19 protein-coding genes are annotated in these 24644 nt (G+C 68.0%); 9 read left to right on the top strand and 10 right to left on the bottom strand.

From position 1 onward, the window contains the following. Together AOZ06_RS55375 and AOZ06_RS42745 are read right to left on the bottom strand one after the other, a co-directional pair. Window positions 1-174, bottom strand: coding sequence for a hypothetical protein (locus AOZ06_RS55375; RefSeq protein WP_083472308.1), 174 nt, complete (start codon window positions 172-174; stop codon window positions 1-3). Window positions 175-269: 95 nt separating this feature from the next. Continuing rightward, complete coding sequence (locus AOZ06_RS42745) at window positions 270-1157, bottom strand: bile acid:sodium symporter family protein (protein ID WP_236951919.1); 888 nt, start codon at window positions 1155-1157, stop codon at window positions 270-272. Between the two features lie 162 nt (window positions 1158-1319). On the opposite strand from AOZ06_RS42745, the gene AOZ06_RS42740 reads away from it, so the two are divergent. Beyond that, on the top strand, window positions 1320-2264 hold the full coding sequence (locus AOZ06_RS42740; protein WP_054294578.1) for an alpha/beta hydrolase: 945 nt from the start codon (window positions 1320-1322) through the stop codon (window positions 2262-2264). 83 nt (window positions 2265-2347) lie between these two features. Here the strand turns inward: AOZ06_RS42740 and AOZ06_RS42735 are convergent, their stop codons facing one another. The 7 genes from AOZ06_RS42735 to AOZ06_RS42705 all read right to left on the bottom strand — a co-directional run bounded on the left by AOZ06_RS42735 (window position 2348) and on the right by AOZ06_RS42705 (window position 8495). Continuing rightward, the gene (locus AOZ06_RS42735; RefSeq protein ID WP_054294577.1) at window positions 2348-2803 is read right to left on the bottom strand and encodes a hypothetical protein; all 456 of its coding nucleotides are present in this window, start codon (window positions 2801-2803) and stop codon (window positions 2348-2350) included. Continuing rightward, window positions 2796-3374, bottom strand: coding sequence for an RNA polymerase sigma factor (locus tag AOZ06_RS42730; RefSeq protein WP_169799065.1), 579 nt, complete (start codon window positions 3372-3374; stop codon window positions 2796-2798). Before AOZ06_RS42730 ends, AOZ06_RS42735 begins: the two co-directional genes overlap by 8 nt. A 35-nt stretch (window positions 3375-3409) precedes the next feature. Beyond that, the gene (locus AOZ06_RS42725) at window positions 3410-4066 is read right to left on the bottom strand and encodes a hypothetical protein (RefSeq protein WP_054294576.1); all 657 of its coding nucleotides are present in this window, start codon (window positions 4064-4066) and stop codon (window positions 3410-3412) included. A gap of 162 nt (window positions 4067-4228) precedes the next feature. Continuing rightward, entirely contained in the window at window positions 4229-5101 is an 873-nt protein-coding gene (locus AOZ06_RS42720) for an acyl-CoA dehydrogenase family protein (RefSeq protein WP_054294575.1), read from the bottom strand. Beyond that, complete coding sequence (locus AOZ06_RS42715; RefSeq protein ID WP_054294574.1) at window positions 5098-6210, bottom strand: acyl-CoA dehydrogenase family protein; 1113 nt, start codon at window positions 6208-6210, stop codon at window positions 5098-5100. The genes AOZ06_RS42720 and AOZ06_RS42715 overlap by 4 nt, the downstream gene beginning before the upstream one ends. Window positions 6211-6213: 3 nt before the next feature. Next, window positions 6214-7044, bottom strand: a complete 831-nt coding sequence (locus AOZ06_RS42710) for an enoyl-CoA hydratase (protein WP_054294573.1) — start codon at window positions 7042-7044, stop codon at window positions 6214-6216. Between the two features lie 2 nt (window positions 7045-7046). Continuing rightward, on the bottom strand, window positions 7047-8495 hold the full coding sequence (locus AOZ06_RS42705; protein ID WP_054297337.1) for a FadD3 family acyl-CoA ligase: 1449 nt from the start codon (window positions 8493-8495) through the stop codon (window positions 7047-7049). A 39-nt stretch (window positions 8496-8534) separates the two neighbouring features. On the opposite strand from AOZ06_RS42705, the gene AOZ06_RS42700 reads away from it, so the two are divergent. The 8 genes from AOZ06_RS42700 to AOZ06_RS42660 all read left to right on the top strand — a co-directional run bounded on the left by AOZ06_RS42700 (window position 8535) and on the right by AOZ06_RS42660 (window position 18760). Beyond that, complete coding sequence (locus AOZ06_RS42700) at window positions 8535-9680, top strand: acyl-CoA dehydrogenase family protein (protein WP_054294572.1); 1146 nt, start codon at window positions 8535-8537, stop codon at window positions 9678-9680. After that, the gene (locus tag AOZ06_RS42695; RefSeq protein ID WP_054294571.1) at window positions 9677-10447 is read left to right on the top strand and encodes an SDR family oxidoreductase; all 771 of its coding nucleotides are present in this window, start codon (window positions 9677-9679) and stop codon (window positions 10445-10447) included. Before AOZ06_RS42700 ends, AOZ06_RS42695 begins: the two co-directional genes overlap by 4 nt. Before the next feature lie 14 nt (window positions 10448-10461). Next, on the top strand, window positions 10462-11082 hold the full coding sequence (locus AOZ06_RS42690; RefSeq protein WP_257721445.1) for a TetR/AcrR family transcriptional regulator: 621 nt from the start codon (window positions 10462-10464) through the stop codon (window positions 11080-11082). 27 nt (window positions 11083-11109) lie between these two features. Further along, complete coding sequence (locus AOZ06_RS42685) at window positions 11110-12261, top strand: acetyl-CoA C-acetyltransferase (RefSeq protein ID WP_054294569.1); 1152 nt, start codon at window positions 11110-11112, stop codon at window positions 12259-12261. 204 nt (window positions 12262-12465) lie between these two features. Further along, a complete protein-coding gene (locus AOZ06_RS42680; protein ID WP_054294568.1) occupies window positions 12466-13038 on the top strand; it encodes a hypothetical protein in 573 nt (190 codons plus the stop codon). Window positions 13039-13380: 342 nt separating this feature from the next. Then, the gene (locus AOZ06_RS42675) at window positions 13381-14148 is read left to right on the top strand and encodes a hypothetical protein (RefSeq protein WP_054294567.1); all 768 of its coding nucleotides are present in this window, start codon (window positions 13381-13383) and stop codon (window positions 14146-14148) included. 12 nt (window positions 14149-14160) lie between these two features. After that, the gene (locus AOZ06_RS42670; RefSeq protein ID WP_157233553.1) at window positions 14161-14952 is read left to right on the top strand and encodes a serine/threonine-protein kinase; all 792 of its coding nucleotides are present in this window, start codon (window positions 14161-14163) and stop codon (window positions 14950-14952) included. A gap of 556 nt (window positions 14953-15508) precedes the next feature. Then, window positions 15509-18760 carry an AfsR/SARP family transcriptional regulator gene (locus tag AOZ06_RS42660; protein WP_054294564.1) on the top strand — a complete coding sequence of 1084 codons (3252 nt, stop codon included), beginning with the start codon at window positions 15509-15511 and terminating at the stop codon, window positions 18758-18760. 55 nt (window positions 18761-18815) lie between these two features. On the opposite strand, the gene AOZ06_RS42655 is transcribed toward AOZ06_RS42660, so the two are convergent. After that, the gene (locus AOZ06_RS42655) at window positions 18816-24641 is read right to left on the bottom strand and encodes an RHS repeat-associated core domain-containing protein (protein WP_157233552.1); all 5826 of its coding nucleotides are present in this window, start codon (window positions 24639-24641) and stop codon (window positions 18816-18818) included. Window positions 24642-24644 lie beyond the last annotated feature (3 nt).

The raw sequence follows: 24644 nt of genomic DNA, 5'->3' as shown, positions 1-24644 counted from the left end.
CTACAGCCAACCCGGAACCACGAGAACCAGCCATGTGACGAGCGGCGCAACGGCGGCCAGTGCCCCGACGGCGAACGCGGCGACGAACGCCAGCACGCCCATGTTGATCGACAGCGTGGTGCCCAGGACGAACACCGCGACGAGAACCAGTATCGAGACGATTTCGACCGACATACGCGGCTCCGGAGATTCCGCATCTCGGAATTAACTGTTCGTCCTTAGAAAATTAGACGGACAGCCCGGAGCTCGTCAAGGTTCGGACCCGCAGGTCAGGTGACAGTGCTTTCCTGCGGCACGGCACGCCTGCTCAGCCAGAACGCGAAGATGCCCGCCGGGATGAACATGACAACGCCGTACACCGCGCCCGGCACAGCCATCTGCGGGTTGTTCAACAACGCCGGGCTGAGCGCGATCGTGATGGCCAGCGTGCTGTTGTGGATACCGACCTCCATCGACGACGCGATCGACTGGCGGTGGCCGATTTTCAGCACGCGCGGCACGGCATACCCGACGGCCAGGCTGATCACGCAGAACAACAACGCGATCGTGCCGACCGACTGCGCGTACGTGCCGATGTTCGCCCGTTCCTGGAACACCGCGACGGCGATGGTGGCGGCCATGAACGCGATCGCGGCGATCTTGAGCGGCTTGAGCATCCGGTCGGCGAACGCGGTGAACCGGCGCCTGACCAGCATCCCGATCGCCACCGGCACCAGCACGATCGCGAACACCTGCAGCATCTTGTCGAACTGCAGGCCGAGTTCCTCGTCGCCGCCCATGAAACCGGACAGCGCCAGGTTCACCACGATCGGCAGCGTCACCACGGCGATCACCGCGTTGATCGCCGTCAGCGTGACGTTCAGGGCGACATCACCACCGGCCAGGTGGCTGAACAGGTTCGCCGTGGTGCCGCCGGGCGACGCGGCGAGCAGCATCATCCCGACAGCCAGCGTCGGCGCCAGGTCGAACAGCAGGATCAGCCCGAGGCAGATCGCGGGCAGCAACAGCACCTGGCACGCCAGCGCGACCACGGCCGCCTTCGGCACCGACGCCACGCGTTTGAAGTCCTGCACGGTCAGGGACATCCCCAGGCCGAGCATGATCACCCCGAGGGCGATCGGCAGGAACACCGTGGTCACCACGGACGAAGAAGTCACCGGACCTCCCTGAACCGGACAATCCGGTGATTGTGTCAACCGGGGTGGTGTTCGGCCAGAGCGTGCGCCAAGCCGTTATGTCCGTTAACGGACAACATGGTTGACAGGTAACGGGCAGGCGGCCAAGTTGGGAACACGGCGCCGGACCGACGGAGGTCGAGGATGCGGTTACGCGGACTGCTGCTGTCTTTGGTGCTGTTGTTCAGTGTTCTCGTCAGCGCGCCTGCGTCGGCAAGCACTGGCGGCGCCACGGTCGTACGCGAACAGCAACTCAGCGAACGACTGCTGGAGCTGACCGTGCGTTCCGAGGCCGTCGGACGCGAAGTCGGCGTGAGGCTGTTGCTGCCCAAGGACTACCGGCGTGCGCCCTACCGCACGTGGCCGACCCTGTACCTGCTGCACGGGTGCTGCGACGGCAACACCGGTCACCAGTCATGGACGAACAAAACCGACGTCGAGGCGTTCACAGCCAACACCCATGTCCTTATTGTCATGCCGGAAGGCGGACCGGCCGGGTTCTACTCCGACTGGCTGACCGGACCGGCGTGGGAGACCTTCCACCTGGAGGAACTCAGGCGGCTGGTCGAACGCAAGTACCGGTCCGGTCATGACCGCGTGGTCGCCGGCCTGTCCATGGGCGGGTTCGGCGCGTTGTCGTACGCCGCAAGGCACCCCGGGTTCTTCAAGGCCGCGGCGTCGTACAGCGGCCTTGTCCACACGACATTCCAGGGCAAGATCGGCACCGACGTGGTCGCCGGACTCGTCCGGCAGACAGGCGCCGACCCGCTCGCCCTGTGGGGAGATCCCGAGGCACAGGCCGGTATCTGGGCCGCGCACAACCCGTACGACCTCGCCGGGCGGCTCCGCGGCATCCCCGTCTACCTGGCCACCGGCAACGGCGAACCAGGCCCGCTCGACCCGCCGGGCACAGGTTTCGACCGCTCGGAACAGTTCCTCGGCCTGCAGTCGGCCGCGGTGGCTGAACGCCTGCGTGCCAAGCACGTCAGGGTCGTCACCGACTTCTACGGACCGGGCACGCACACCTGGCCCTACTGGGAACGAGCACTGCACCGGTCCTTCCCGATGCTGCTCGCGGCCTTGCGCTGACCCACCGCCGGGTCGGCAGCCGACCCCCCAACGGCCTGCGTCACGACCAGATCATCCCACCCACGCGCCTCGGGTGAGCGGGTTCACTTGCCGCGGCCGGGGATCACCTCGATGGTCTGGGGCGGACAGTCCGGCAGGTACACGGTGATGATCTTCTTCTGCCTGCCCTCGGCGGCGATGGCGTCCTTGAGCTTCCTGTCGATGGACTCGAGCTTGTTCATCACAGGCTTCGCGTTGCACGTGTGGACCTGGCCGGGGACATCACCTTTGCCCTGCGCCTCCCTATTGGCTTTGTCGACCGCGCTGACGTTGTTCACCGACACGGTGACTGTGCCGTCGCCGTTGTCCGTGACCGCGTAGGCCGGAGTGCTCGTCGGCCACATCAGGACCGCGCCTGTCGCCACACCGGCCACCGCCACCGCTCCTACGGCGGCCACCACCGGGTTTGTGCGGCGCCGCCTCGGGCGCTCCGCACCGGCCAGGTCCGGCCCGTGCACCTGCATCAGGTCCGAGAGCAACTGATCCTCGAACTTACCCATTGTTCTCACCCACGATCTTTCGCAACTTGGCTCGCGCCCGGAACAACCTGATCCGCAACGCCCCTGACGAGATGCCGAGCGCGGCGGCGGCTTCCGCACGCTCGAGGCCCGCGATGTCGACGAGTTCGACGGCCTCCCGATCGGCGGCCGTCAACGCCGCCATGCCGTCGAACAACGCCTTGCCCCGGCGCTCGGCGTCGATCCGCACCACGAGTTCGGCGGCCTCGTCCACGTCGAGTTCCCGCCGCCCGGCCAGCCGGACGGTGACATCCCGGCCCCGGCTGACCCGCTCGCAGTACTGGGCGAAGACCCGGCGCGCGATGCCGAACAGCCAGCCACGCGGGCTTCCCCTGGCCGGATCGAACGTGGCGAAGGACGTGATCGCCTGCACGAACGTCTCCGCGGTCAGGTCACCGACCGTCTGCGGGTCAGCCGTCCGCCGGGCGAAATACGCCGTCACCTGCTGGACGTGCGCGCGGTAGACCTGCTCGAACTCCGCGCCCAGCCCAGTCGACCCGGCGTCACGCCGAGCCCGCGGAGGCTGCTCGGTCTTGGCCGTCGTTTCGCTCACACCCACTGGTTGCCGGGTTGGCCGCGAGCCGTTACTCAGTTCTGCGGGACAGGCCAGACCGCGGCCGGGTGGCAGCGCACCGGGCAAGCCAGGACGTAGACCGCGTTGCCGAGGAAGATCATGTAGTCGTCGGCGTACGGCTCGTGCTCGTCGCTGAAGCCATAGGACTCGGGGACCTGGCAGACGAACACCATGTCGGCGCCGCAGGGACAACGGGGTGATTCAGGCGACTGGACCCAGTCCGGCTCGCCGCCGACCTTGAACAACGGCCAGTAGTCACCGTCGGCGGATCCGTCGGAGCCCGCGCTGAGGGTCAGCACGCGGGCCGAGAAGGTCTTCTCCGTGTCGCCGACCGGGCCGGTTTCGTCCCGGTGGAGCATGAGCCGCCAGAACGGACCTGGATAGCCCGGGTTCGTCGGACCGTCCCAGAACGCGTCGGGCAACTGCGGCCCCGACTCGACGAATGGGACGTCGTCGTGGTGGCGGCACTGAAACGCCAGCAGGTGATTCCCGCCGAACACCGGGATGTCCGCGGGGATGTCGAACTGGAAGAAAAGGACCATCCGCGAACCGCAGAAACACTCCGGCCACGATTCACCCGCGGGGAGAACGGGCGATCCACCGATCGTGTTCCTGGCACCCGCCTCGGCAGCGACGTCGGAGTACTCGACCAGATAAACAGGTGTGCTCACCGCGCCAACCTACTGACATTCACCGAATCGCACATGAGGTGATCATCGACTGGGTCCGCGAGGGCGCAGACCCGGAAGGCTCCTCGTGATCACCTATCGAGCCAGGCTCGATGCCCTGTCCGCTGTGCAGTACGTCGCCCGGTCACTGCGTGGCCGTTGAGATCACTTCATGGGGAGACCCTCCATCACCTTCGCACGGTGGACCGATCCGGTGCCCCATGCCGAATGCAGAGCGCGGACTTTGGTGATCCACAGGCTCAGTTCGTTCTCGGTTGTGTAGCCGATGGCACCGTGGACTTGTAGAGCCGTACGAGCGGCTCGGTACGCGGCATCGCCCGCGGCTATCTTCGCCGCGGAGGCCGGCAGCACGCCCGAAGCGGCGCCGTACACCACCGGCCTGGCCAGTTCCAGACCGACGTGGACCGACGCCAAGTGGTGCTTCACCGCTTGGTACGAGCCGATCGGTTTGCCGAACTGGGTGCGTTGTCTGACGTACTCCACTGACTTCGCCAGCAACGCGCGCCCCGCTCCCAGCAGTTGCGCGGCACACGCGAGCACTCCACGGTCGAATGCCCCGTCCAGCGGGCCGAGCTCGGTCGTCGCGGCCACCTCGAACAACGCCCGGCATGGATCCACTGACGCGACGCGCTTGCCGGGCGTCGCTTCGAACAGCGTTCCGTCCTGGACTGTGAACACACGGTCGGCGACGTCCGCGTCTACCGCGTACGGCACATGCGGCGGGAGCGCGACTGTCGCCAGTAACGCACCGTCCAATCGGTCCGGCAGGACAGCCACCGTCTCGACGGCCGGACCGGGCAGGGCGCGGTACCCGATGGCCTCCATGACCACCACCATGTCCACCGGCTCGCCGTCCGTGACGACCGTCGTCGCGCCGAGCTCGGCCAGTTGCCGCCAGACGGCCAGGCCGGGTTCGTGGTCACCCGCGGCCCATGCCCTGGCCACGTCGGACTTGGCGAGCACCGCGTCGAGCGTGTCCGCGAACTGGGTCTGCTCGGGGGAGAGGGCGAATTTCATCGGGGCAGCCCCAGTATCCGTTCGGCCACGACGTTGCGCTGGATCTCGTTCGTCCCCGCGTAGATCGGGCCCGCGAGCGAGAACAGGTAGCCGTCGAGCCAGTCACCGGCGGTCTCGCCCTCGCCGCCGAGCAGGTCCAGCGCCGTCTCGTGCATCGCGATGTCGAGATCCGACCAGAACAGCTTGTTCACACTGGACTCCGCGCCGAGACTGCCGCCTGACGCCAGCCGGGTGACGGTGCCGAAGGTGTACAGCCGGTACGCCTGCGCACCGAGCCACGCGTCCACGACGCGGTCCCGCGAAGCCGGATCCGGTGACGCCTTCCACAGTTCGACCAGGCGCTGCGCGGTGGCGAGGAACCGCCCGGGACTGCGCAACGACAGACCGCGCTCGTTGCTGGCCGTGCTCATCGCGACCTTCCAGCCGTTGCCGACCTCGCCTATCACCTCCTCGTCCGGGACGAACACGTCGCCGAGGAAGATCTCGGCGAACCCGGGCTCGCCGTCGAGCTGGGCGATCGGCCGCACCGCCACGCCGGGCGCCCGCAACGGGAACATGAAGTACGTCAGGCCGCGATGCCGTTCGCCGGAAGTCCGGAACAACCCGAAGCCCCGGTCGGCGAACGTCGCCCTGGAGCTCCACGTCTTCTGCCCGCTGAGCAACCACCCGCCGTCCGTCCGGCGCGCGGAGGCCCGGATGGCGGCGAGGTCACTGCCTGCCTCCGGCTCCGACCACGCTTGGGCCCAGACCTCCTCGGCACTGGCCATCGCGGGCAGCAGTCGCGCGCACTGCTCGGCCGTGCCGTGTGCGAACAACGTCGGCGCCAGCAGGAAGATGCCGTTCTGGCTGACGCGGGCGGGCGCACGGGCGGCGTGGTACTCCTCCTCGAAGATCACCCATTGGAGCAGGGACGCGTCTCGGCCGCCGAACGCCTCCGGCCATGCCACCACGGACAGGCGCGCGTCGAAAAGCGTTCTCTCCCAGGCGCGATGTGCCTCGAATCCCTCGGCTGTGTCCATCGACGGCAGGCCGGTCGGCGCGTTCGCGGCGAGCCACGACCGGACTTCGGCCCGGAAGGCGAGGGTGGCGGGATCGAGATCGAGGTCCATGGGTTACTCGCGTTCCTTCATCGAGCGGGCATCCATACCCGCGAGGGAGTCCGATGAGACTTCGGCGTTGTGCGCGTGCGCGAAGTGGTGCAGGCCGAACACCGAGTCCATCCCCGACCGCAGGCCCATCAGGTCCTCGGCCTGGTTCACGGCTCGTTTGGCGAGAGCGAGCCCGAACTGGGGCATCTCGGCGATCCGGCCGGCGAGCCCTAACGCCTCCTCCGCCAGCGACTCCCTGGGCACCACCCGGCTGACCATCCCCCAGTCCTGCGCCTGCCGCGCGGTGAACCGGTCGCCGGTGAAGAGCACTTCCTTGGCCGCGCGCGGACCGAGCACCCACGGGTGCGCGAAGTACTCGACGCCCGGGATACCCATCCGCACAACGGGATCCGCGAAGAACGCGTCCTCCGACGCGACGATCAGGTCACACACCCACGCCAGCATCAGGCCACCGGCGATGCACGCGCCCTGCACCATCGCGACGGTCGGCTTGGGAATCTCCCGCCAGCGGCGGCACATCCCCAGGTACACCTCCATCTCCCTGGCGTAGCGCTGGTCACCGCCGGGGCGGCCGACGTGGTCCCACCACATCACGGCCCTGCGCTCGAAGGAGACGTCCACGTCCCGCTCCGGCGTCCCGATGTCGTGCCCGGCCGAGAAGTGCTTGCCTTCCCCGGCGAGGACGATCACCTTGACCCCGGCGTCGTCGACCGCGCGGGCGAAGGCGTCGTCCAGCGCGTACGTCATCGCCGAGTTCTGCGCGTTGCGGTACTCCGGCCGGTTCATCGTGACGACCGCGACCGGGCCCCGCCGTTCGTAGCGGACGACGCTCATGACTATCCCCTTAGGACTCTCTTCAGCACCTTGCCCGACGGGTTGCGCGGCAGCGCCGCGAGGAACTCCACCTGCCTGGGCACTTTGAAGTTTGCCAGCAGGGTCCGACAAAAACCGATGACGTCGTCTTCGGACAGGTCGGCGCCGGGTTTCCGGACGACGTGCGCCCTGCCGACCTCGCCGAGCCGGGCGTCGGGAACGCCGATCACCGCGGCCTCGGCGACACCGGGCAACCGGGCGAGCGCCTGTTCCACTTCGGCCGGGTACACGTTGAACCCGCCACAGATGTACATGTCCTTGATCCGGTCGGTGATCGTCAGATTGCCCGCGTCGTCGAGGTTTCCGATGTCACCGGTGTGCAGCCACCCCTGGTCGTCGATGGCCGCTGCGGTCGCGGCGGGGTCGTCGAGGTACCCGAGCATCACGTTCGGCCCGCGCACGAGGATCTCGCCGGTCGGACCGATCCGGACCTCGCAACCCGCTGCGGCGTGTCCCGCTGTCCGTGCGACGGTCTCCGCACTGTCCAAAGGAGAGCAAAGCGTCACGACGGGGCATTCGGTGAGGCCGTATCCAGTCAGCACCGTGTCGCACAGTTCCTTCTGCATCCGCTCGACCAAAGTGATCGGGACGACCGCGGCACCGGTGACGGCCAGGCGGATCCGCGGCGGCCCCGGCGAGTTATCCACAAGCGACTGGAAGATCGTGGGCGCACCCGGCAGCACGCTGATACGCTCGGACGAGATCAGCCGAATCGTCTCGGCGACATCGAAAACGGCCTGGGGCACGATCGTCGCGCCCGTCAGCAGGCACGTCAGGATTCCGGCCTTGTAACCGAAACTGTGGAAGAAGGGGTTCACGATGAGGTACCTGTCGGCAGCGCTGAGCTCGGTCCGTTCCGCCCAGGCCCGTGCCGTGGCGAGTGTCTGCGTCTGCGCGCTCATCGCGCCTTTGCTGCGCCCCGTGGTGCCGGACGTGTAGAGGATGTCGGCCACGTCGTCCGGCTGGGCGGGCGATTCGAACGTGGCCTCCGGCCAGTGCGTCGGCATCCGGAAGATCCGCACCCGTGCGGCCAGTGCCGCGTCGGCTTCGAGCAGGTCGGCTCCTCGGTCCATGCCGAGGAATTCGTCCTGCACGAACAAACCCCGCGCGCCACTGCGGTTGACCACGTCCAGCGTCTCGGCGGTGGTGAAGCGGGTGTTGACGGGCACCAGAGTCGCGCCCGCGTACAGCACACCGAGTGCCGACGTCACCCAGTGATGCGTGTTCGGGCCGAAGATCGCGACCCGGTCACCTCGTGCGATTCCGCTCGCGCTCAGGCCGTACGCGACCGCCATCACACGGTTGTGCAACTCGCGGAAGGTCAGGCGGACCTGACCGTCGACCACTGCTTCCGCTTCGCCGAAGCGCTCGGCCGCTTCGATGAGCGCGGCGGGAATGGTTTCTCGGCGCACACTCACCTCCTCAAGCAAGTGCTTGGTAGGCTAGCGTACGTGAACGGCGACTTCCGTCAACAGTTGCGCGCCTGGTTCGCGGAGAACCTCCGCGGCGAGTTCGCGGATCTGCGTGGTGCGGGCGGGCCCGGCCGGGAGCACGAGCAGTACGAACTGCGCCGGGAATGGGACCGCGCGCTGGCGAAGGCGGGCTGGAGTTGCCTTGGCTGGCCGGTGGAACACGGTGGCCGCGGGGTGAGCACGCGGCAACAGGTGATCTTCCACGAGGAGTACGCGGCGGCGAACGCCCCCGCACGGGTCAACCACATCGGAGAGGAGCTGCTCGGACCGACGTTGATCGCGTTCGGCACCCCGGCGCAACAAGCCCGGTTCCTGCCGAGGATCCGCGCTGTCGAAGAACTCTGGTGCCAGGGCTACTCCGAGCCTGGTGCCGGGTCAGACCTGGCGTCGGTGTCGACGGCGGCCACATTGGACGGTGACGAATGGGTGATCACCGGCCAGAAGGTGTGGACGTCGCTGGCACACGAGTCGGACTGGTGTTTCGTGCTTGCCCGCACCACACCCGGCTCACGCAGGCGGGACGGCCTGTCGTACCTGCTGGTGCCGATGCGCCAGCCGGGCGTGGAGGTCCGGCCGATCCGCCAGCTGACCGGGACGTCGGAGTTCAACGAGGTCTTCTTCGACCAGGCCAGGACGGGGCGGGACATGGTCGTCGGCGAGGTCGGCGACGGCTGGCGCGTGGCGATGGCGACGCTCGCGTTCGAGCGCGGCGTGGCCACGCTGGGCCAGCAGGTCGGTTTCCGCCGCGAACTGGACGCCTTGATCGATCTGGCCAGGCGCACCGGGGCGATCGGCGACCCGGTGATCGGACAGCGGCTGGCGCGGTCGTGGATCGGCCTGGAGGTGATGCGGGCGCACGCGTTGCGGACGTTGTCGCGTGAGGACCCCGGCTACGAGGCATCGGTGTCGAAGCTGGTGTGGGCGCGGTGGCATCGTGACCTCGGTGAGCTCGCGATGCAGGTCCGCGGCCAGGCGTCGATCATCGCCGAGGACGGCGACCTCGACGAGTGGCAGCGGCTGTTCCTGTTCAGCCGGGCGGACACGATCTACGGCGGCTCGGACGAGATCCAGCGCACGATCATCGCCGAGCGCGTGCTCGGCCTGCCGAAGGAGCCACGCGGATGACGTATCCCGAAGGACACGACCTGCTGGCGGGCAAGACCGTCGTGGTGACCGCGGCAGCCGGGACGGGGATCGGCTCGGCCACCGCGCGGCGCTGCCTCGAAGAAGGCGCCACCGTGGTGATCAGCGACCACCACGAACGCAGGCTGGCCGAAACGCTCGAGCAGCTGAAAGCCGACCATGACGGCCGGGTAGCCGCGCAGCGTTGCGACGTGACCGACGAGGAGCAGGTACGGGCGCTGGTGCGGAGTGCGGCGAGCACGTTCGGCCGGATCGACGTGATGATCAACAACGCCGGTCTCGGCGGCACCAGGTCGGTGCTGGACATGGCCGACGACGAGTGGAGCAGGGTGCTCGACGTGACGCTCAACGGCACGTTCCGGTGCACCCGGGCGGCGCTGAAACGCATGGTGGAGCAGGGCGGTGGCGGTGCTGTCGTCAACAACGCCTCGGTGGCCGGCTGGCGCGCGCAGCACGGCCAGGCGCACTACGCGGCTGCCAAGGCCGGTGTCATGGCGTTCACCAGATGTGCGGCGATGGACGTGGCCGGGCACGGGATCAGGGTCAACGCGGTGGCCCCGAGCCTGGCGGCGCACCCGTTCCTCGCCAAGGTGACCAGCGAGCAGCTGCTGACCGAACTGGCGGGACGGGAGGCCTTCGGGCGTGCCGCGCAGCCGTGGGAGGTGGCGAATGTGATGGTGTTCCTGGCCAGCGACTACGCCTCGTACCTGACCGGCGAGGTGGTGTCGGTGAGCAGTCAGCACCCGTGATGAGGAGTTCGACCGTGAAGAAGGAACCAGGGGCAGGCGCGTCGTCGCGCCGCGCCGAGCTGTTGCGGCTGGCGGCGGAGATGTTCGCCGAGCGCGGTTTCCGCGCGACGACCGTGCGCGACATCGCCGACGCCGCGGGCATCCTGTCCGGCAGCCTCTACCACCACTTCGACTCCAAGGAGTCCATGGTGGACGAGATACTGACCGGCTTCCTCGACGACCTGTTCGGCCGGTACCGGCAGATCGTCGAGTCCGGCCTGCCGCCGAAGGCGACGATCGAGGCGATCGTGGTCGCCTCCCTGGAGAGCATCGACAAGCAGCACGCCGCGGTCGCGATCTACCAGAACGACGCCAAGTACCTCGCGACGTTCGAGCGGTTCGGCTACATCGCCGAGCGCGGCGTGGAGTTCCGCAAGATCTGGGTGGGCGTGCTCGACGAAGGCGTGCGGGCAGGTGCCTTCCGGCCCGATCTGGACGTCGAACTCGTGTACCGGTTCATCAGGGACACCGTGTGGGTCGCTGTGCACTGGTACCGGCCCGGTGGCCACCTGTCCGCGCAGGACGTGGCGGAGCAGTACCTCGGCATCCTGCTCGACGGCATCTCCACCCGCCGCCGTCCGGTCCGCCGCCCGTGATTTCCCGCTCCTGAAGGGAGAAAACCCGTGTCCGACGCGTACATCATCGACGCCGTACGCACTCCGGTCGGCAGGCGTGGTGGCGCGCTGTCCGGCGTGCACCCCGCCGACCTGGGGGCGCACGTGATCAGGGCGCTGTTCTCCGACAGCCCGATCGACCCCGGCGAGGTCGACGACGTGGTCTTCGGCTGCGTGGACACGCTCGGCCCGCAGGCGGGCGACATCGCGCGGACCGCCTGGCTGGCAGCGGGATTCCCCGAGGAAGTACCGGGTGTGACCGTGGACAGGCAGTGCGGGTCGAGCCAGCAGGCGCTGCACTTCGCCGCGCAGGCGGTGATGAGCGGCTCGGACCTGGTCGTGGCAGGCGGCGTGCAGAACATGAGCCAGGTCCCGATCGGGTCGGCCATGCTGGTCGGTGAACAGTTCGGCTTCCCGACGCCGACGAACGGGTCGCAGGGCTGGGACCACCGCTACGGCACCGAGGAGATCAACCAGTTCCGTTCGGCGGACATGATCGCCGCCCGATGGGAGCTGACCCGGTTCGAGATGGAGGAGTTCGCCCTCGCCAGCCACCGCAAGGCCGTCGCGGCGCAGGACGCGGGCCGGTTCACCCGTGAGATCGTCCCCGTCGGCGGGTTCGAGCACGACGAAGGCCCGCGCCGCGACACCAGCCTGGCCAAGATGGCCAAGCTGGCGCCGCTGCGCCCGGACGGTTGCGTGACAGCGGCCTTGTCGAGCCAGATCTCCGACGGTGCGAGCGCGGTGCTGATCGCGTCCGAACGCATGGTGCTGCGGCACAAACTCACGCCCCGCGCACGCGTGCACCACATGTCGGCCCGTGGCGCGGACCCGGTGTACATGCTGACCGCGCCGATCCGCGCGACACGGCACGCGTTGGAACGCGCCGGGATGAGCGTCTCGGACATCGACCTTTTCGAGGCGAACGAGGCGTTCGCGAGCGTGGTGCTGGCCTGGGCCAAGGAACTCAAGGTCGACCTCGACCGGGTGAACGTCAACGGCGGCGCGATCGCACTCGGTCACCCGATCGGCGCGACGGGAACCCGTCTGTTCACCACGCTGCTGCACGAGCTGGAACGAACCGGCGGCCGGTTCGGCTTGCAGACGATGTGCGAAGGCGGCGGTCAGGCCAACGTGACGATCGTCGAACGCCTCGGCTGATGATGTGGAAACGTTGACCCACAAGGACGAACGCTGAACCGGCCGGAACTGTCGGTGGGTGGGTCTACCGTGCGGAGCATGGATCACCGAAGCGAACCGTCGCCGAAGTCGTCACGGCACTGGCATCACGCCGCCCGCCGCGATTGCCGAACAGTGGGCGGATTCAGCTTATCGTCGCAACACCCCTGACCAGGAGGTGGAGCGATGGTGTCCGGGACGGGCAGGGACCTCGTCGACCGACAAGCCACGCTGCCATCGGAGGATCAGCAGAGTCCGCTGTGGCTCGGCCAGGTGCTGGATCGCCGCCTGCAGCCGGGCACGTTCGTCGTGCCGGATCGCGTGTTCTTCGGGGCCGTCAGCGAGATCCGGCGGGTCGACTCGTGGGCCGCCCGCAGGGCGGTTGCGGGCGAGCACGTCCTGGTGGTGGACGACAGCGCGGTGGGCGACGGCGGCCAACCAGATGTACGCGTCCCGGTGAGCTGGTTGGCGCCGCTGGCCAGGCTGGTGGCGCAAGGTACGCAGGACACGCACACACGCGTCCTGAACGACGTCGTCCGGACCGCCCACGCGGCGTCCACGACCACACTCGCGCACTGGCGTGCCAACCACGGCCGGACGTACTCCAGCAGCCGGGCAACCGCGGTCGGGGTCCCGGCCAGGGCCGGGGCCAGCAGCGCGGGCAGGGCGGGCAGCTGGTCGCGGATGCTGGCTGAGGTCGTGCTGCACCCTGGCTCCCGCGGGGGCTGGTCCATGGCACCCACCTCGCTTCGCGCGTAAAACCGCAGCTAGATAGCTGTCCTGTCGCGACCAGGCCCGTTGGCGTTACGGCCCGGACCACGTAAGGGTGAGGCGCCGGAGCACCACCCGACCACGAGCAGAAACGGGCTCTCCGGAACCAGCGCCGGATCCGCTTGACCTGGCGGCTCGACCACGACCACGGCACGGGAGACTTGACGGGTGAGTGTCGACCTAACGATCGGCCGCTTCGATGAGGGCTGGCCGCGCCCGCGAGCACGATGCGTGGCCGACATGACCGTGGACCGAACCCTTCGGCCGGGACGACCTCTGTCCCGCCCGACGCCCTGGCTCGCGCAACTTCGCACGGCGGAGGACGGCGGAGTGGAGTGGGATCCGTGGCAGTTCGACGACGCTCGTGCCGAACGGATGCGCAACGACGACCTGTGCCAGGTCTGCGGGGACCCGCAATCCAACCTGGTGTACGTCCTTGCCCCGCTCCACACCACGCGATCGCTGGTGGAAATGTACGGCGGCGCAGTGTGCTCCCTGAAATGTGCTCGGCTGACAGCAGCCCTGTGTCCGCACTACACCGCCGAATCCCCAACAGGCATCTACTTGGTCCCACGGCATAACCGGGTGGACATGATCGGCGACGGGACCAACAACGACGACGAGTACGACCTCGCCGGCCTCACACACACATCGTGCACGCCCGCCGCGTTGTCTGATCGCGCTGGCCGGGTTGTCCGCCGCCGGGCGCAGCGGCATCAACGACGTGCACGCTCCCGTTGGCGGACAACCCGCCCGGTCGCTGTTCCGGACAACTCGCGGTCGCGGCTGCCGATCGCGCACGGCACCGCGGACGATCTGGTGGATCTCACCGGCCTGTACGACGTGCCCGACCGGGTGACCTGGACCACGACCGAGTTGGCCATCGTCGGCCTCGGTCGCACCGGTGTGAGCTACGAGATCCGCGAACTGCGGCGCACTCCACAGCGGCGTTGTGCCAGCGGATCAACCACACCCGGCACCGGCAGAACCGGTGCACACACTAGTGCGGCTCATGCCGATGTGGTCGAGACACAGCACGTCAGGTACGGAACTCTCCCGACGTCATCGCGCTCACGACGAGCGCCGCGTTCTCCTTGACCGACCGGTCCGATGACGGAGCTTCTGACCCGGATGCTGAGCGTTGATCCCCCGCAGCGGCCGACTATGGCCGAGGTCAGAGACATGCTGGAGGCGCTGCGGTCGGCTCCCGTCATGGTCGCCACAACCACCCGTGAACCGCAACCCGAAGTCCAGGTCGGCGAACCCGACGCGGTCACTGAACGCGTCGAATCACAACCGCGTCAACCGAGACCGGCCAGGCGACGGGTGGCCCTGTTGCTCGCCGGTGGACTGGTCATCCTGGCCGGAGGCGTGCTCGCAGGGCAACTGACCCCGGACCGGAAGGACGCGACCGATGCCGCACCGCAACCTCCGACCACGTCAAGCATGCCGTCGTCGAACAGTGCGGTGTCCGCTACACCACTCATCAGCGCCACGCCTTCGGGCACTGTCCCGCCCACTGCATCTCGACCACCCACGGTGCACCCGCCGCCCAATGGCGGACCTTCCGCGTTATCCGCGGTGATCACCGAGTACTACGCGTTGATGCCCGGCAACCTGGCGGAAGGCTGCAACCGGCTGACGCCCAGATACCAGCGAAACCCAGCCGGTGGACGCGGCGGCTACCAAGCCTTCTGGGACCGCATCCGTGGCGTCCACACCTCCGGTGTGACACCGGTGGCGGCCAACGTTGTCGAGGCTACCGTCGAATACAACTTCAAGAACGGCAAGCTGGTCCGCGAGCGGCACCGGTACGTTCTCGTCGACGACGGCGGCCGCAGGAAGATCGACCAGTCCACAGTGCTCAGCAGTCAGACCTTCGACCACGTGAACGCCGGATGAGCCGGCCCACACTGTGCTGGTCGAACGCATGCCGGATGGTCCGCCGCCAGGTCCAACTTCTCCTGGGCCGGACGCACCTACAACCACTGGTTGAGCCGATCGCTGGTGGCACCCCGCATTCGCCGACAAATCCGGTAGAAGAGTGCGTGGGCGCTCATTGAACGGACACAACCGATCAGCGGCTACCTGGAGACTCGATGTCAGGCCGGACTCGGTCCAGGTGCCTGGCGAGTCGCTCGATCATCGCTGCTGCCCACCCGCGCCAACGGCCAACCCGCCGCCGCCGGCTAGCGCCCCGGCCTCTCCGGAACCCTCCGCGCCGACGGACTGTGGGTGTTGACGACCTTCGACGGCCGATTCTCCCGCGCGATCAAGTTCCACCACCCGGTCCTGGTCACGGCCGCCCGGTCTACCCACCCAGCTCACGATGTGATTCGATCCGACCACGGAACGCTTCGCCAGCCCGATCGGGACCAAGCCAGGGATCTCATCGAGGGGCTGTTTTTCGTCGCCGTTGTACTGTTTGGCTCCGACAAGGTGACTGGAGCTCGACTCGATGACGGGGAACACGGCGCTGCCCGCTGTCCACATCCGCGTGCTCGGAACCGTCTCCGTCGACGTCGGCGGGAAGCCGGTGCCGCTCGGTGGCACGAAGCCCAAGACGCTCCTGGCGGCACTGCTGGCCAAGGCGGGCATCGTGGTCGGTACGGCGCAACTGGTCGAGCTGATCTGGGGGTCGCGGCCGCCGTCCTCGGCGAAGGCGATGGTCCAGACGTACGTGTCCACACTGCGCAGCGCGCTGCGCAAGGCCGGTGCGCCCGATCTGCTCGTCGCGGACGGAGCGGGATACCGGGTCGTGCTCGGGACGGCTCGCTACGACCTGCGGGAGTTGGAGGAAGCCGTCCGCACCGCGCGTGACCTGCTCGCCGAGGGGGAGTTCGAGCAGGCCGCCGCGCTCCTGCGGGTCGCGGCCGACTTGTGGCACGGACCTGCCTTCGGCGGGCTCGGCGAGGGTTTCCTGCGTGCCGAGGCCGAACGGCTCGACGAGCTGGGGCTGGTCGCGCTGGAGTCGCGGATCACGGCCGAGATCGAGTGCGGTCACTACGAGCAGCTCGTTCCCGAGCTGCGTGGGCTGACCGCGCAACACCCCCTCCGGGAGTCCTTCTGGGCATCGCTGGTGCTCGGGCTCGGCGGCTCGGGGCAGCAGTCCGCGGCGCTTGCGGCCTACGAACAGATCCGCACGGCGCTGCGGGAGGAGTTCGGCGCGAATCCCGGTCCGCAGCTGCGGGAGGCGTACGAGAAGGTGCTCCGGGACGAACTACGGCCCGCGGCGCGGCCCGCGGCCGAAGTACCGATGCAGCTGCCCGCCGATCTGGCGAGTTTCGCAGGCCGCACGGCGGACCTGGCAGCGCTCGACGACCTGCTGCCCGAGCCGGGAGCATCCGCGCCACGCGTCGTCGCGCTCGTGGGGCCCGGCGGGATCGGCAAGACGGCGCTCGCCGTGCGCTGGGCGCACCGGGTTCGTGACCAGTTCCCGGATGGCCAGCTGTTCATCAACCTGCGCGGCTACGACGCCGTGTCGCCGGTTTCCACCGAGCAGGCAGTCACCAGATTCCTGCGCGCGGTCGGCGTGTCGGCGCAACGCGTTCCGGCGACGTTGGACGAGCAGGTCGCCCTGTACCGCTCACTGCTGGCAGGCAAGCGGGTCATGCTGGTGCTGGACAACGTCGCGAGCGCCGAGCAGGTCCGGCCGCTGCTGCCGCCGGATCCCGGCTGTCTGGCACTCGTGACCAGCCGAGGCGATCTCCGCGGCATGACCGTGCTGAACGACGCCCACGTCCGCAGCCTCGACGTGCTCACCGCCGCGGACTCCCACGACCTGCTGGTCGAGCTGTGCGGTCGTGACCTCGTCGACGCCGAACACGTCGCGGCCAGCCAGCTCGCCACGCTGTGCGGGCACCTGCCGCTCGCCCTGCGCATCGCTGCGGCGAACCTGCGTGGCCGCCGGTACACCCAGATCTCCGAGTACGTGGCGGCCCTGCGTGAGGACCGGCTCACCGAACTGGCCATCGACGACGATCCCGCGGTCGCTGTGCGAACCACGTTCCACCTGTCCTACGAGGCGCTCGATCCGGCGACACGGCGGCTGTTCCGCCTGCTCGGCCGGGCACCGGGACCGGATTTCACCCAGGCCGCCGCGACGGCGCTCGCGGGCTCCGCGCCCGGCGTCCGGCGGTCACTCGACCGGCTCGTCTCGGCCAGCCTGCTCACCCGGTGCTCTGGCGGCCGGTACCAGTTCCACGACCTGATCCGCGAGTACGCGGCCGACCGCGCACGGACGGACGACCCCTTGGAAGTGTTGCGCGCCGCCGACATCCGCTTGTTCGACTACTACCTGGCGAACGCGGCCGCCGCGTCGTCGTGGTTCTGCGTCACTGCTCAGCGCGTACGGCAGAGGGTGAGCACGGAGCCGAATCCGTTCGAGGACGGCACGGTCGCGATCCGCTGGCTCGACGAGGAGCGGGCGAACCTGGTGGCCGTGGTGGAGCAGGCCGCCGCGGACCCCGGGACACGGCGCTACTGCAACTGGTTCACCAACTCGCTGCGCGGCTACTTCGCCGGACGAGGGCACAGAGCGGACGGACTGGCCGTGTCCGTGGCGACGCTGGCCGCCGCACAGGAGTCCGGCGACCCGCAGGCCGAGGTCTCCGCGCGTTCGCTGCGCGGCTTGATCTTCTACAACCTGAGTGACTACCGGCAGTCCATCGCCGAACACACGCTGGCGCTCGAAGCGAACGAGCGGCAACCGTGCTCGATTGCGGAGATCGAGTGCCACCACAACCTGGGCCGGGTACACGCCCAACTCGGCATGCCCCGTGACGCCATGCGGCACCACGAGCGCGCACTGGCCATCGCGAAGGCCACGGGCGACGAGGTCGTCGAGGGCAGGGAGGTCAACTACCTCGGTGTCGCGCACCTGTCACTCGGTGACATCGACGAGGCGACGCGGTGCCACACCAGGGCGCTGGAGATCAGCAGACGCCACGACGACATGATCGTACGGCTGCCCGCGCTGAACGGCCTGGGCCTCGCCCATTGGACCGCTGGGCGACTCACCGAGGCCGCCGAACGCCACCACGAGTGTGTCGAGCTCTGCCGCCGCTGGGGCCTGCTGCACAATCTCGCTGCCTCGCTCGTGTGTCTCGCCGAGGCGTGCTGCGACCTCGGTCGGTACGCCGAGGCGGCCGCGCACGCCCGCGAAGCGCTGGAGTGCGGCAGGCAGATCGGCGAGCGCAGGCACGAGGCCAGCGCGCTGGAACTGACCGCGACCGTCCGCATGCGACTGGGCCAGGTCGAGGAGAGCATCCACGACTACCGGGACGCGCTCGCCCTCGCGTCGAAGATCGGCTTCCGCTACGCCGAGGTGTCGATCCTCATCGGCCTGTCCGCCGCACACCGCACCGCGGGCCGTCCGGCTGAAGCCGCGGTCCACGTCCGGCACGCGCTGTCGAAAATGGACGAGACCGGCATGGACGTGCTCCGGGGGGCGGCACTGACCGAACTCGCCGCGTGCGAACTCGCCCTCGGCGACCACGCGGCGGCGGTCGAGCACGGCACGCAGGCGTTGGAGTTCACGGACAGGACCGGGCAGCGGCTGAGCCAGGCCCGGGCGCTCGCGCTGCTGGGCCGGATCCGGCGGGCCGAGGGGAACGGTGACGCCGCCGCGGCGCGGTGGCGTGTGGCACTGGAGATCTTCACCGAGATCGGCACCCCTGAGGCCGACGAGATCGCGGCGTTGCTGACGTGAAACGAAAGGGACCTCCCCCGGGGAACCGGAGGAGGCCCCGACCTCGATCACGCACCTACTTGAACGGACTCAGCAGGAAGTCCTCGATAGCGGTGCAGTAGCGGCAGACCGGGCCGCCATTCGTCAGCCTTCTCGAAGTTGTGATGTCAGTGCCGGCCGTGGGCGGATGCCCGTGGTGCTTCTCCTCTTTGGCGTGCCTCGCCGGTTTCTGGTTCCTGCCGACGTACAGGCCTATCGAGTGCGGTTTGCCGTGGCTGGTGCCGATCTCGACCTCGCCGTACTTGTAGGGAATCTCCAGATATTCTCCCACATGGCCGTTCTGGTATTCGATGTCACCCTTCATCCACTTGACACCCGCCGCCCCGGTCACTCCCTGCTGTCCGTTGGAGGTGCCGTTTCTCTTGGTGGAGACGACACCCACCCCCTTGTGGTCGAACGCCAGGCACCCCTCACCACCATGGGTTGTCACGCCGTTCGACAGGCCGGCACCCGCGCAATATCCGACTGTGACATCGGAAGGCACCCAACACGCGGCGGCGTGGATACCCGGGAGGGTGCAGAGCATCAGCTCCGAATACCCCACGAGGACGTCCAGTGCCTTGTCCCAGCCGGACGGGCTGCCCGACGCTTTCTTGTAGGCGCTGTACTGCTGGTTGTAGTAGTCCATCGCGGTGTTGCAGTTCCAGTCGAACGACTGCTTCACGCCCGGCTGGCAGGCGTTGATCACCATGTTGCCCGCTTGGTACCAATGCGACCAGGCAACCTGCCCGGAGCTGCTCAGTTTCGCCGGCATCGTGGAGCTCCACCCGTTGTTGCGCAACGCCGGGGGAATCACCTTCTGCTTCGGTTTCGACGGCGTGCCACCGGGGTTCTGGGGGCCTGGAACCGTACCCGTGTTGGGGTTGGCGCACGGACCGTCGATCATGCACGGAGTCGCGAGCAGGCCGGTGGAGTCGCTCATGCTGATCGGACTGTTGTTCGCGTACGAGTACCCCTGCATCTGTTGGGGATCCGAGAACACGAGCATCGGGTCGACCGAGAGGAACCGGCCGGTGTCCGGGTCGTACTGGCGGGCGCCCAGGGTGGTGAACCCGGCGGAGGCATCGACGGTTCCGCCGACGAAACCCTTGTCACCGAGGAACTGACCCTGTTCCCCGCGGGGCCCGCCGAACGGCAGCTGACGCCGGCGTTCGGTCTTGAGCGAGCTCACCTCGACGGACGCGTTCACGGTGCCCTGGTGATCGGTGGCGACGTAGTTGAGCGCCGCACCAGATCGCGCGGCCACGACCCGACCGCCGTGTGAGTAGTACCGGGTGGCGGTTTTCACCGTGCCTTTCACTTGGAGTTCCTGGCCGACCAGATACAAGGTGGTGCTGCCGGGTTCGCGGCGGATGAGGCGTTCACCGGTGGCGCCGTAGACGAACTCGGTGACCTTGGTGCCCTCGGTGACCTTGGCCAGCCGCCCTTCGGCGTCCCAGTCCAGTTCCTGGGGGGCACCTGATGACGTCTTGCGGCTGATGGTGTTGCCCACAGCGTCGTAGGCGGGTTCGTCGACCGCGGCCGTGGTGAAACCGGGTTTGGTCGTGGACACCGATTTCATCTTGTGGGCGTCACCCTTCGCGTAGGTGCGGACGGTGTCGCCCTGCGCGGAGCGCTGGGTGTCGGTCAGCCGGTTGCCCACCTTGTCGTAGGCGAACGACTGCCAGTACTTGGCCGGGCCCGCCAGGTTCCCGGTGGACGGTGCCGCCGCACAGGGCTGGGCCGTCCTGGCCGGGGTCCACGCCGACGTCAGCCGCTGCAGGTGATCGTACGAGAAGCACTGGACATCCGCTTCCCGGTCCAGCGTCTGGTCCACGATGGACGTGACGAGCCCGGCCGGGTTGTAGGCGTAGTTGATGTCCGCCTGCATCGGCGCGGACGTCTCGGAGTCCACAAGCGTCCGCTGCGGCCTGCGGGTGTCCGATTCGTAGATCATGGTCACCCATGAGTGCTTGCCTCTGTCGCCGAAGCGGAGTTGCTGCGGCTCACCGTAGCTCGTGTACTGCGTGTCCGTGACGTAGTTGTACGGCCCCACGTTGCTCGGACCGCCGGAGGTCTTCTGGAGCCGGCCGAGGTCGTCGTACTCGTGCAGAACCGTCTCCGCACCGAGGTGACCGGGCGTTCTCTCCACTCCGACCGGCGGGAGTCCGGTGCTCTGCGGGCTGCCGTCCGGGTTGTACCGCATGGTGGTCACGTACTTCCCGGCAATCGGCCTGTCCTGCTCGGAGTCCGGGATCACCAGCTCTGTGGCGGCAGGTCGGCCCGCCCTGTCGTAGGCCAGCACGGAACTGGTGTACGCGGTGGTCCCCATCCACCGAGTGACAGTGGCAGGCAGTCCTTTCGCGTTGGCGACCGTGTCGTAGGTCGTCTCCGAACGTTTCTCGGTCCGGTCGGGGTTCCCAGGGAAAACCTGCTGGGTCAGCGTCGGACGGCCGATGGCGTCGTAGGTGGTTCGTAGGATGGTGCCCCGCGCGTCCTTGATCTCGATGGGCCGGTTGAGGTCGTCGTAGGTCTTGCTCGTCTTGCCCTTGTCCGGGTCGTACTGGACGGTCTGCCGGCCGAGCAGGTCGTACTCGTTGCGCCAGACGTTGTTCTCCGGGTCCTTCACCTCGCTCAGCTGACCGGCCGCGTTGTAGCGGTAGGTCGTGGCGTCGTAAGACGATTCCGGGGCGTCGGTCCGGCGTTCGACCAACTGCCCACGCGCGTCGAACAGGGTCGTGGTGGGCACGCCACCAGCCGGTGGCGTCACCTTGACCCAGTTGCCGCCGTAGGTCGTCGTGGCACGCCACTTCTCGGTGGGCGCTTTGAAGATCTCGGCGGTCTGGCGGCCCGCCCCGTCGTACTCGGTGACCGAGTGCGGCGGGATCGCCTCGGTGTTCGACGCCATCCACAGCTTGTCGTCGACCTCACCGGTGGTGAAGAACGGTTTGCTCCGCAGGAAGGCCCGTCCGTGCGAGTCGTACCGAATCTCGGTCAGCACCCTGCCGCCGTCGGTCTTGCGCTGGGTCTGCCGCGGCCGGAGCTGCCCGTCGAGGATCTCCTTCGTCGCGGGCAGGTCGACGCCCTTCGGTCCGAGCACCTGGGTGGTCACCACGTTGGGTTCGGTCCTGGAGATCTTGTAGGAGAACTTCTTGTTCCCGTTGTTCCCGCTGCGGGCCCGTCCCGGCAGCCACACCTGGGTGAGTCTGCCGAGCGGGTCGTACGCGGACTCCGTGACCCGTTCGTTGACGTCCACCGCCTTGACCGTCGATCCCCTGGGGGGGTTCAGGGTCGTGGTGAGGGAGAAACCCAGCGGGTTCGTGGCCTTCGTCTGGGTGACCGGGCCACCGGCCTTCGGCGAGTACTCCGTGGTGGAGACGTTCTTCAGCGCGTCGGTCACCTTCAGCGCACGGCCGTGCTTGTCGATGTCCTCTGCCATCACCAGTGAGGTGGTGACGTGCTCGAACCGGTCTTCGGCCGGGCGCGCCTTAAGGACCTGCGTCGAGGTCACGTTGCCGCGGTCGTCGTAGGTCGTGCGGTCGTTGGAGAGCGCGTGCGTCGGGAACGTCGCCGGAGCGCCGCAGGCTACCGCGATCGTGTCCACTTCCGACGGCAAAGCCATCAGCCACTTGGCGGTGTTGCGAGCGTACTTCGTCGTCGTGCACCGTTCGTCGTCGCCCTTGGTCACGTCACCGAAGTCGCTGACCTGCCACACCATCGCGGTCGGATCACCGGGTTCGTAGGACGTCGCGGTCTTGGTTTCCTGCTTGCGGCCGTCCGCGAGCATCGTGAACGACCGCGTAGTACCCTCGCGGACGATCCTAGCCTCGTAGACGCCGCGCTTGGCGGTCGGCGCATCTCGCCAGTACGGCTCGCTGATGGTCTTGCTGACCACCTCGTTCGTGTCACCGAGGTACGTGATCGACTCGCGTTCGGTGCCGTTGAGCCAGTTGTGGTCGTCCACGGAGCCGTTCTCGGAGTCGGTGACCTTCGCGGGCGGCTTGCCCTTGTCACCGTTCATGCCCCGGTAGTAGGTGGTGGACACCTTGGTTCGCGTCCGCGGTGCGTCGGATGCCTTGCCGGTGCGGACGATGACCTGGCCGTAGCCGCGGAACTGGTTCCACGTCTTGTCCTCGTCACGGGTGAACTCGGACTCGTCGTAGTGCCAGGCCGCCCCACCGACGTACTCGTAGGTGGTCTCGCTGCTCAGTTCGCTGCCGATCCAGTCCGTGTTGGACACCGAGGAGACCACGTACTTGTGGAACCAGTCAGTGCGTTCGGGGATACCCGGCGCCGACCACTTCGCCGGGAAGCACCGCAGCGTGTTGGTTTCCGCCTTCAGACCGTCGGGATCCCCGCAGTTGCGCTCGGCGTAGGTCACGGTCGTCACCGCGCCCGATTCGGACACGATGGCGCCGATCCGGAACCGGATGAGGAACGAGGCACCATCCCCGTTCTTCACGAGCCGGTTGGGTTTGCGGACACCCTCGAAGGTAACCTCCGGCAGCGCCAGAACACCGCCGTCGTGGCCGGTGTGCGTGATCCCCGCCAGCCACAGCGCGGGCTTGCCGTTGTCGTTGGGGTAGGGGAACTCGTGGCGCAGCAACCACGAGTCGACCGGGCGGTACCCGCTGCCGTCGCGGACCTCGGTGCGGATCTTGTTGAGCCGCTTGGTGGTCCAGAACGACGGCGACCAGGTCTTCTCGCAGGATGCCGCGTCGCACTTCAATTCGAGCGGGACGTCCGGGAAGTTGGCCCGGTGTTGTGCGTTGTTCGGATCACAGCCCGATCCGGGCACGCACCGCTCGGCCACCTCGAACACCACCCGGCCGGTCGCGGCCAGATCGCGCGTGTCGTCGCGCAGACCGTACTCGATGTTCTTCAGCCAGCCACCCCGAACGTATTCGCCCGCACGGGTGTTCTTGTTCTGGCCGTACTTGTTCGACTCGGTGGCGTAGTTGTAGATCATCACGTCGCCGTTGGGGCTGACGACCTTGTCCAACTGGAATCGATAACCCTGGTTGCACCAGGAACCAGCGAAGTCGCCCACCCGGTTGCACGGTTCTTTCGGATCGTCGCCGTACACCGGGACGGTCCAGGTCGAGGCCGCATCCGCCCGGGAACCGAAGAAGTACTGCGTCCCGTCGGTGGTGGTGACCTTCCAGTGCTCACCGTCGTTGTCGGCGTTGCGACCCGCTTCGAAGATCCGCTCGATGCGAGATCCGTTGTCGCTCTTCGGTTTCCACACACCCGAATTGTCGTCTCGGATCAGCGAGGTCTGACTGCCGTTGAGCGACAGTGTCGCGTTGTCGCTCTTCCAGCAGAGATCGGCGGGATTGAGCTTGGGGTCACCGGGCAGGTCGGTCTGGCAGCTGCCGTAGGTCCGCTCGACGAAACCGGGCCACAGGGACCAGCCGTCACCCACCCACGATGCCTGGTTGTTGGTCGCGCTGGTCAGCCCGTCGACCGCGCTGGAGGAGTACCCCAACCCGAGTGACGGCTCCAGCCCGCCCGCCGCGGGCGGCACTTTGAGCGGGTAGGACCACGTGAAGTCACCGGTCTGCCCGGACACGTCCCATTTGCCGGACTGGCTCAGGGAAGTGGCCGAGTAGGTGCCCTCACCCGGCAGCGACACGGGCAGGCTGCCCTGGTCTCCGCGCCGCGCGGACTGCGCGGCCTCGTCCTTCTCGGTCCCACGGGCGCCCTGCCCGACGGGACTGACCGGAACCGTTGGCACCGGTGGTGGTTTCACCGACGGGCCGAACTCCGCCGACGCGGTCGATGGGGTCGCGACGGCCAGCGAGACCGCCAGTGCCGCGACCGCCCCTATCGTTGTCGATCGTCTGTATCTTGTGGAACGCACGAT

This window comes from Kibdelosporangium phytohabitans (genome assembly GCF_001302585.1).
Taxonomy (GTDB): Bacteria; Actinomycetota; Actinomycetes; order Mycobacteriales; family Pseudonocardiaceae; genus Kibdelosporangium; species Kibdelosporangium phytohabitans.
The sequence above is the reverse complement of the archived record's forward strand: the minus strand, read 5'-3'. Positions and strand labels throughout refer to the sequence as shown.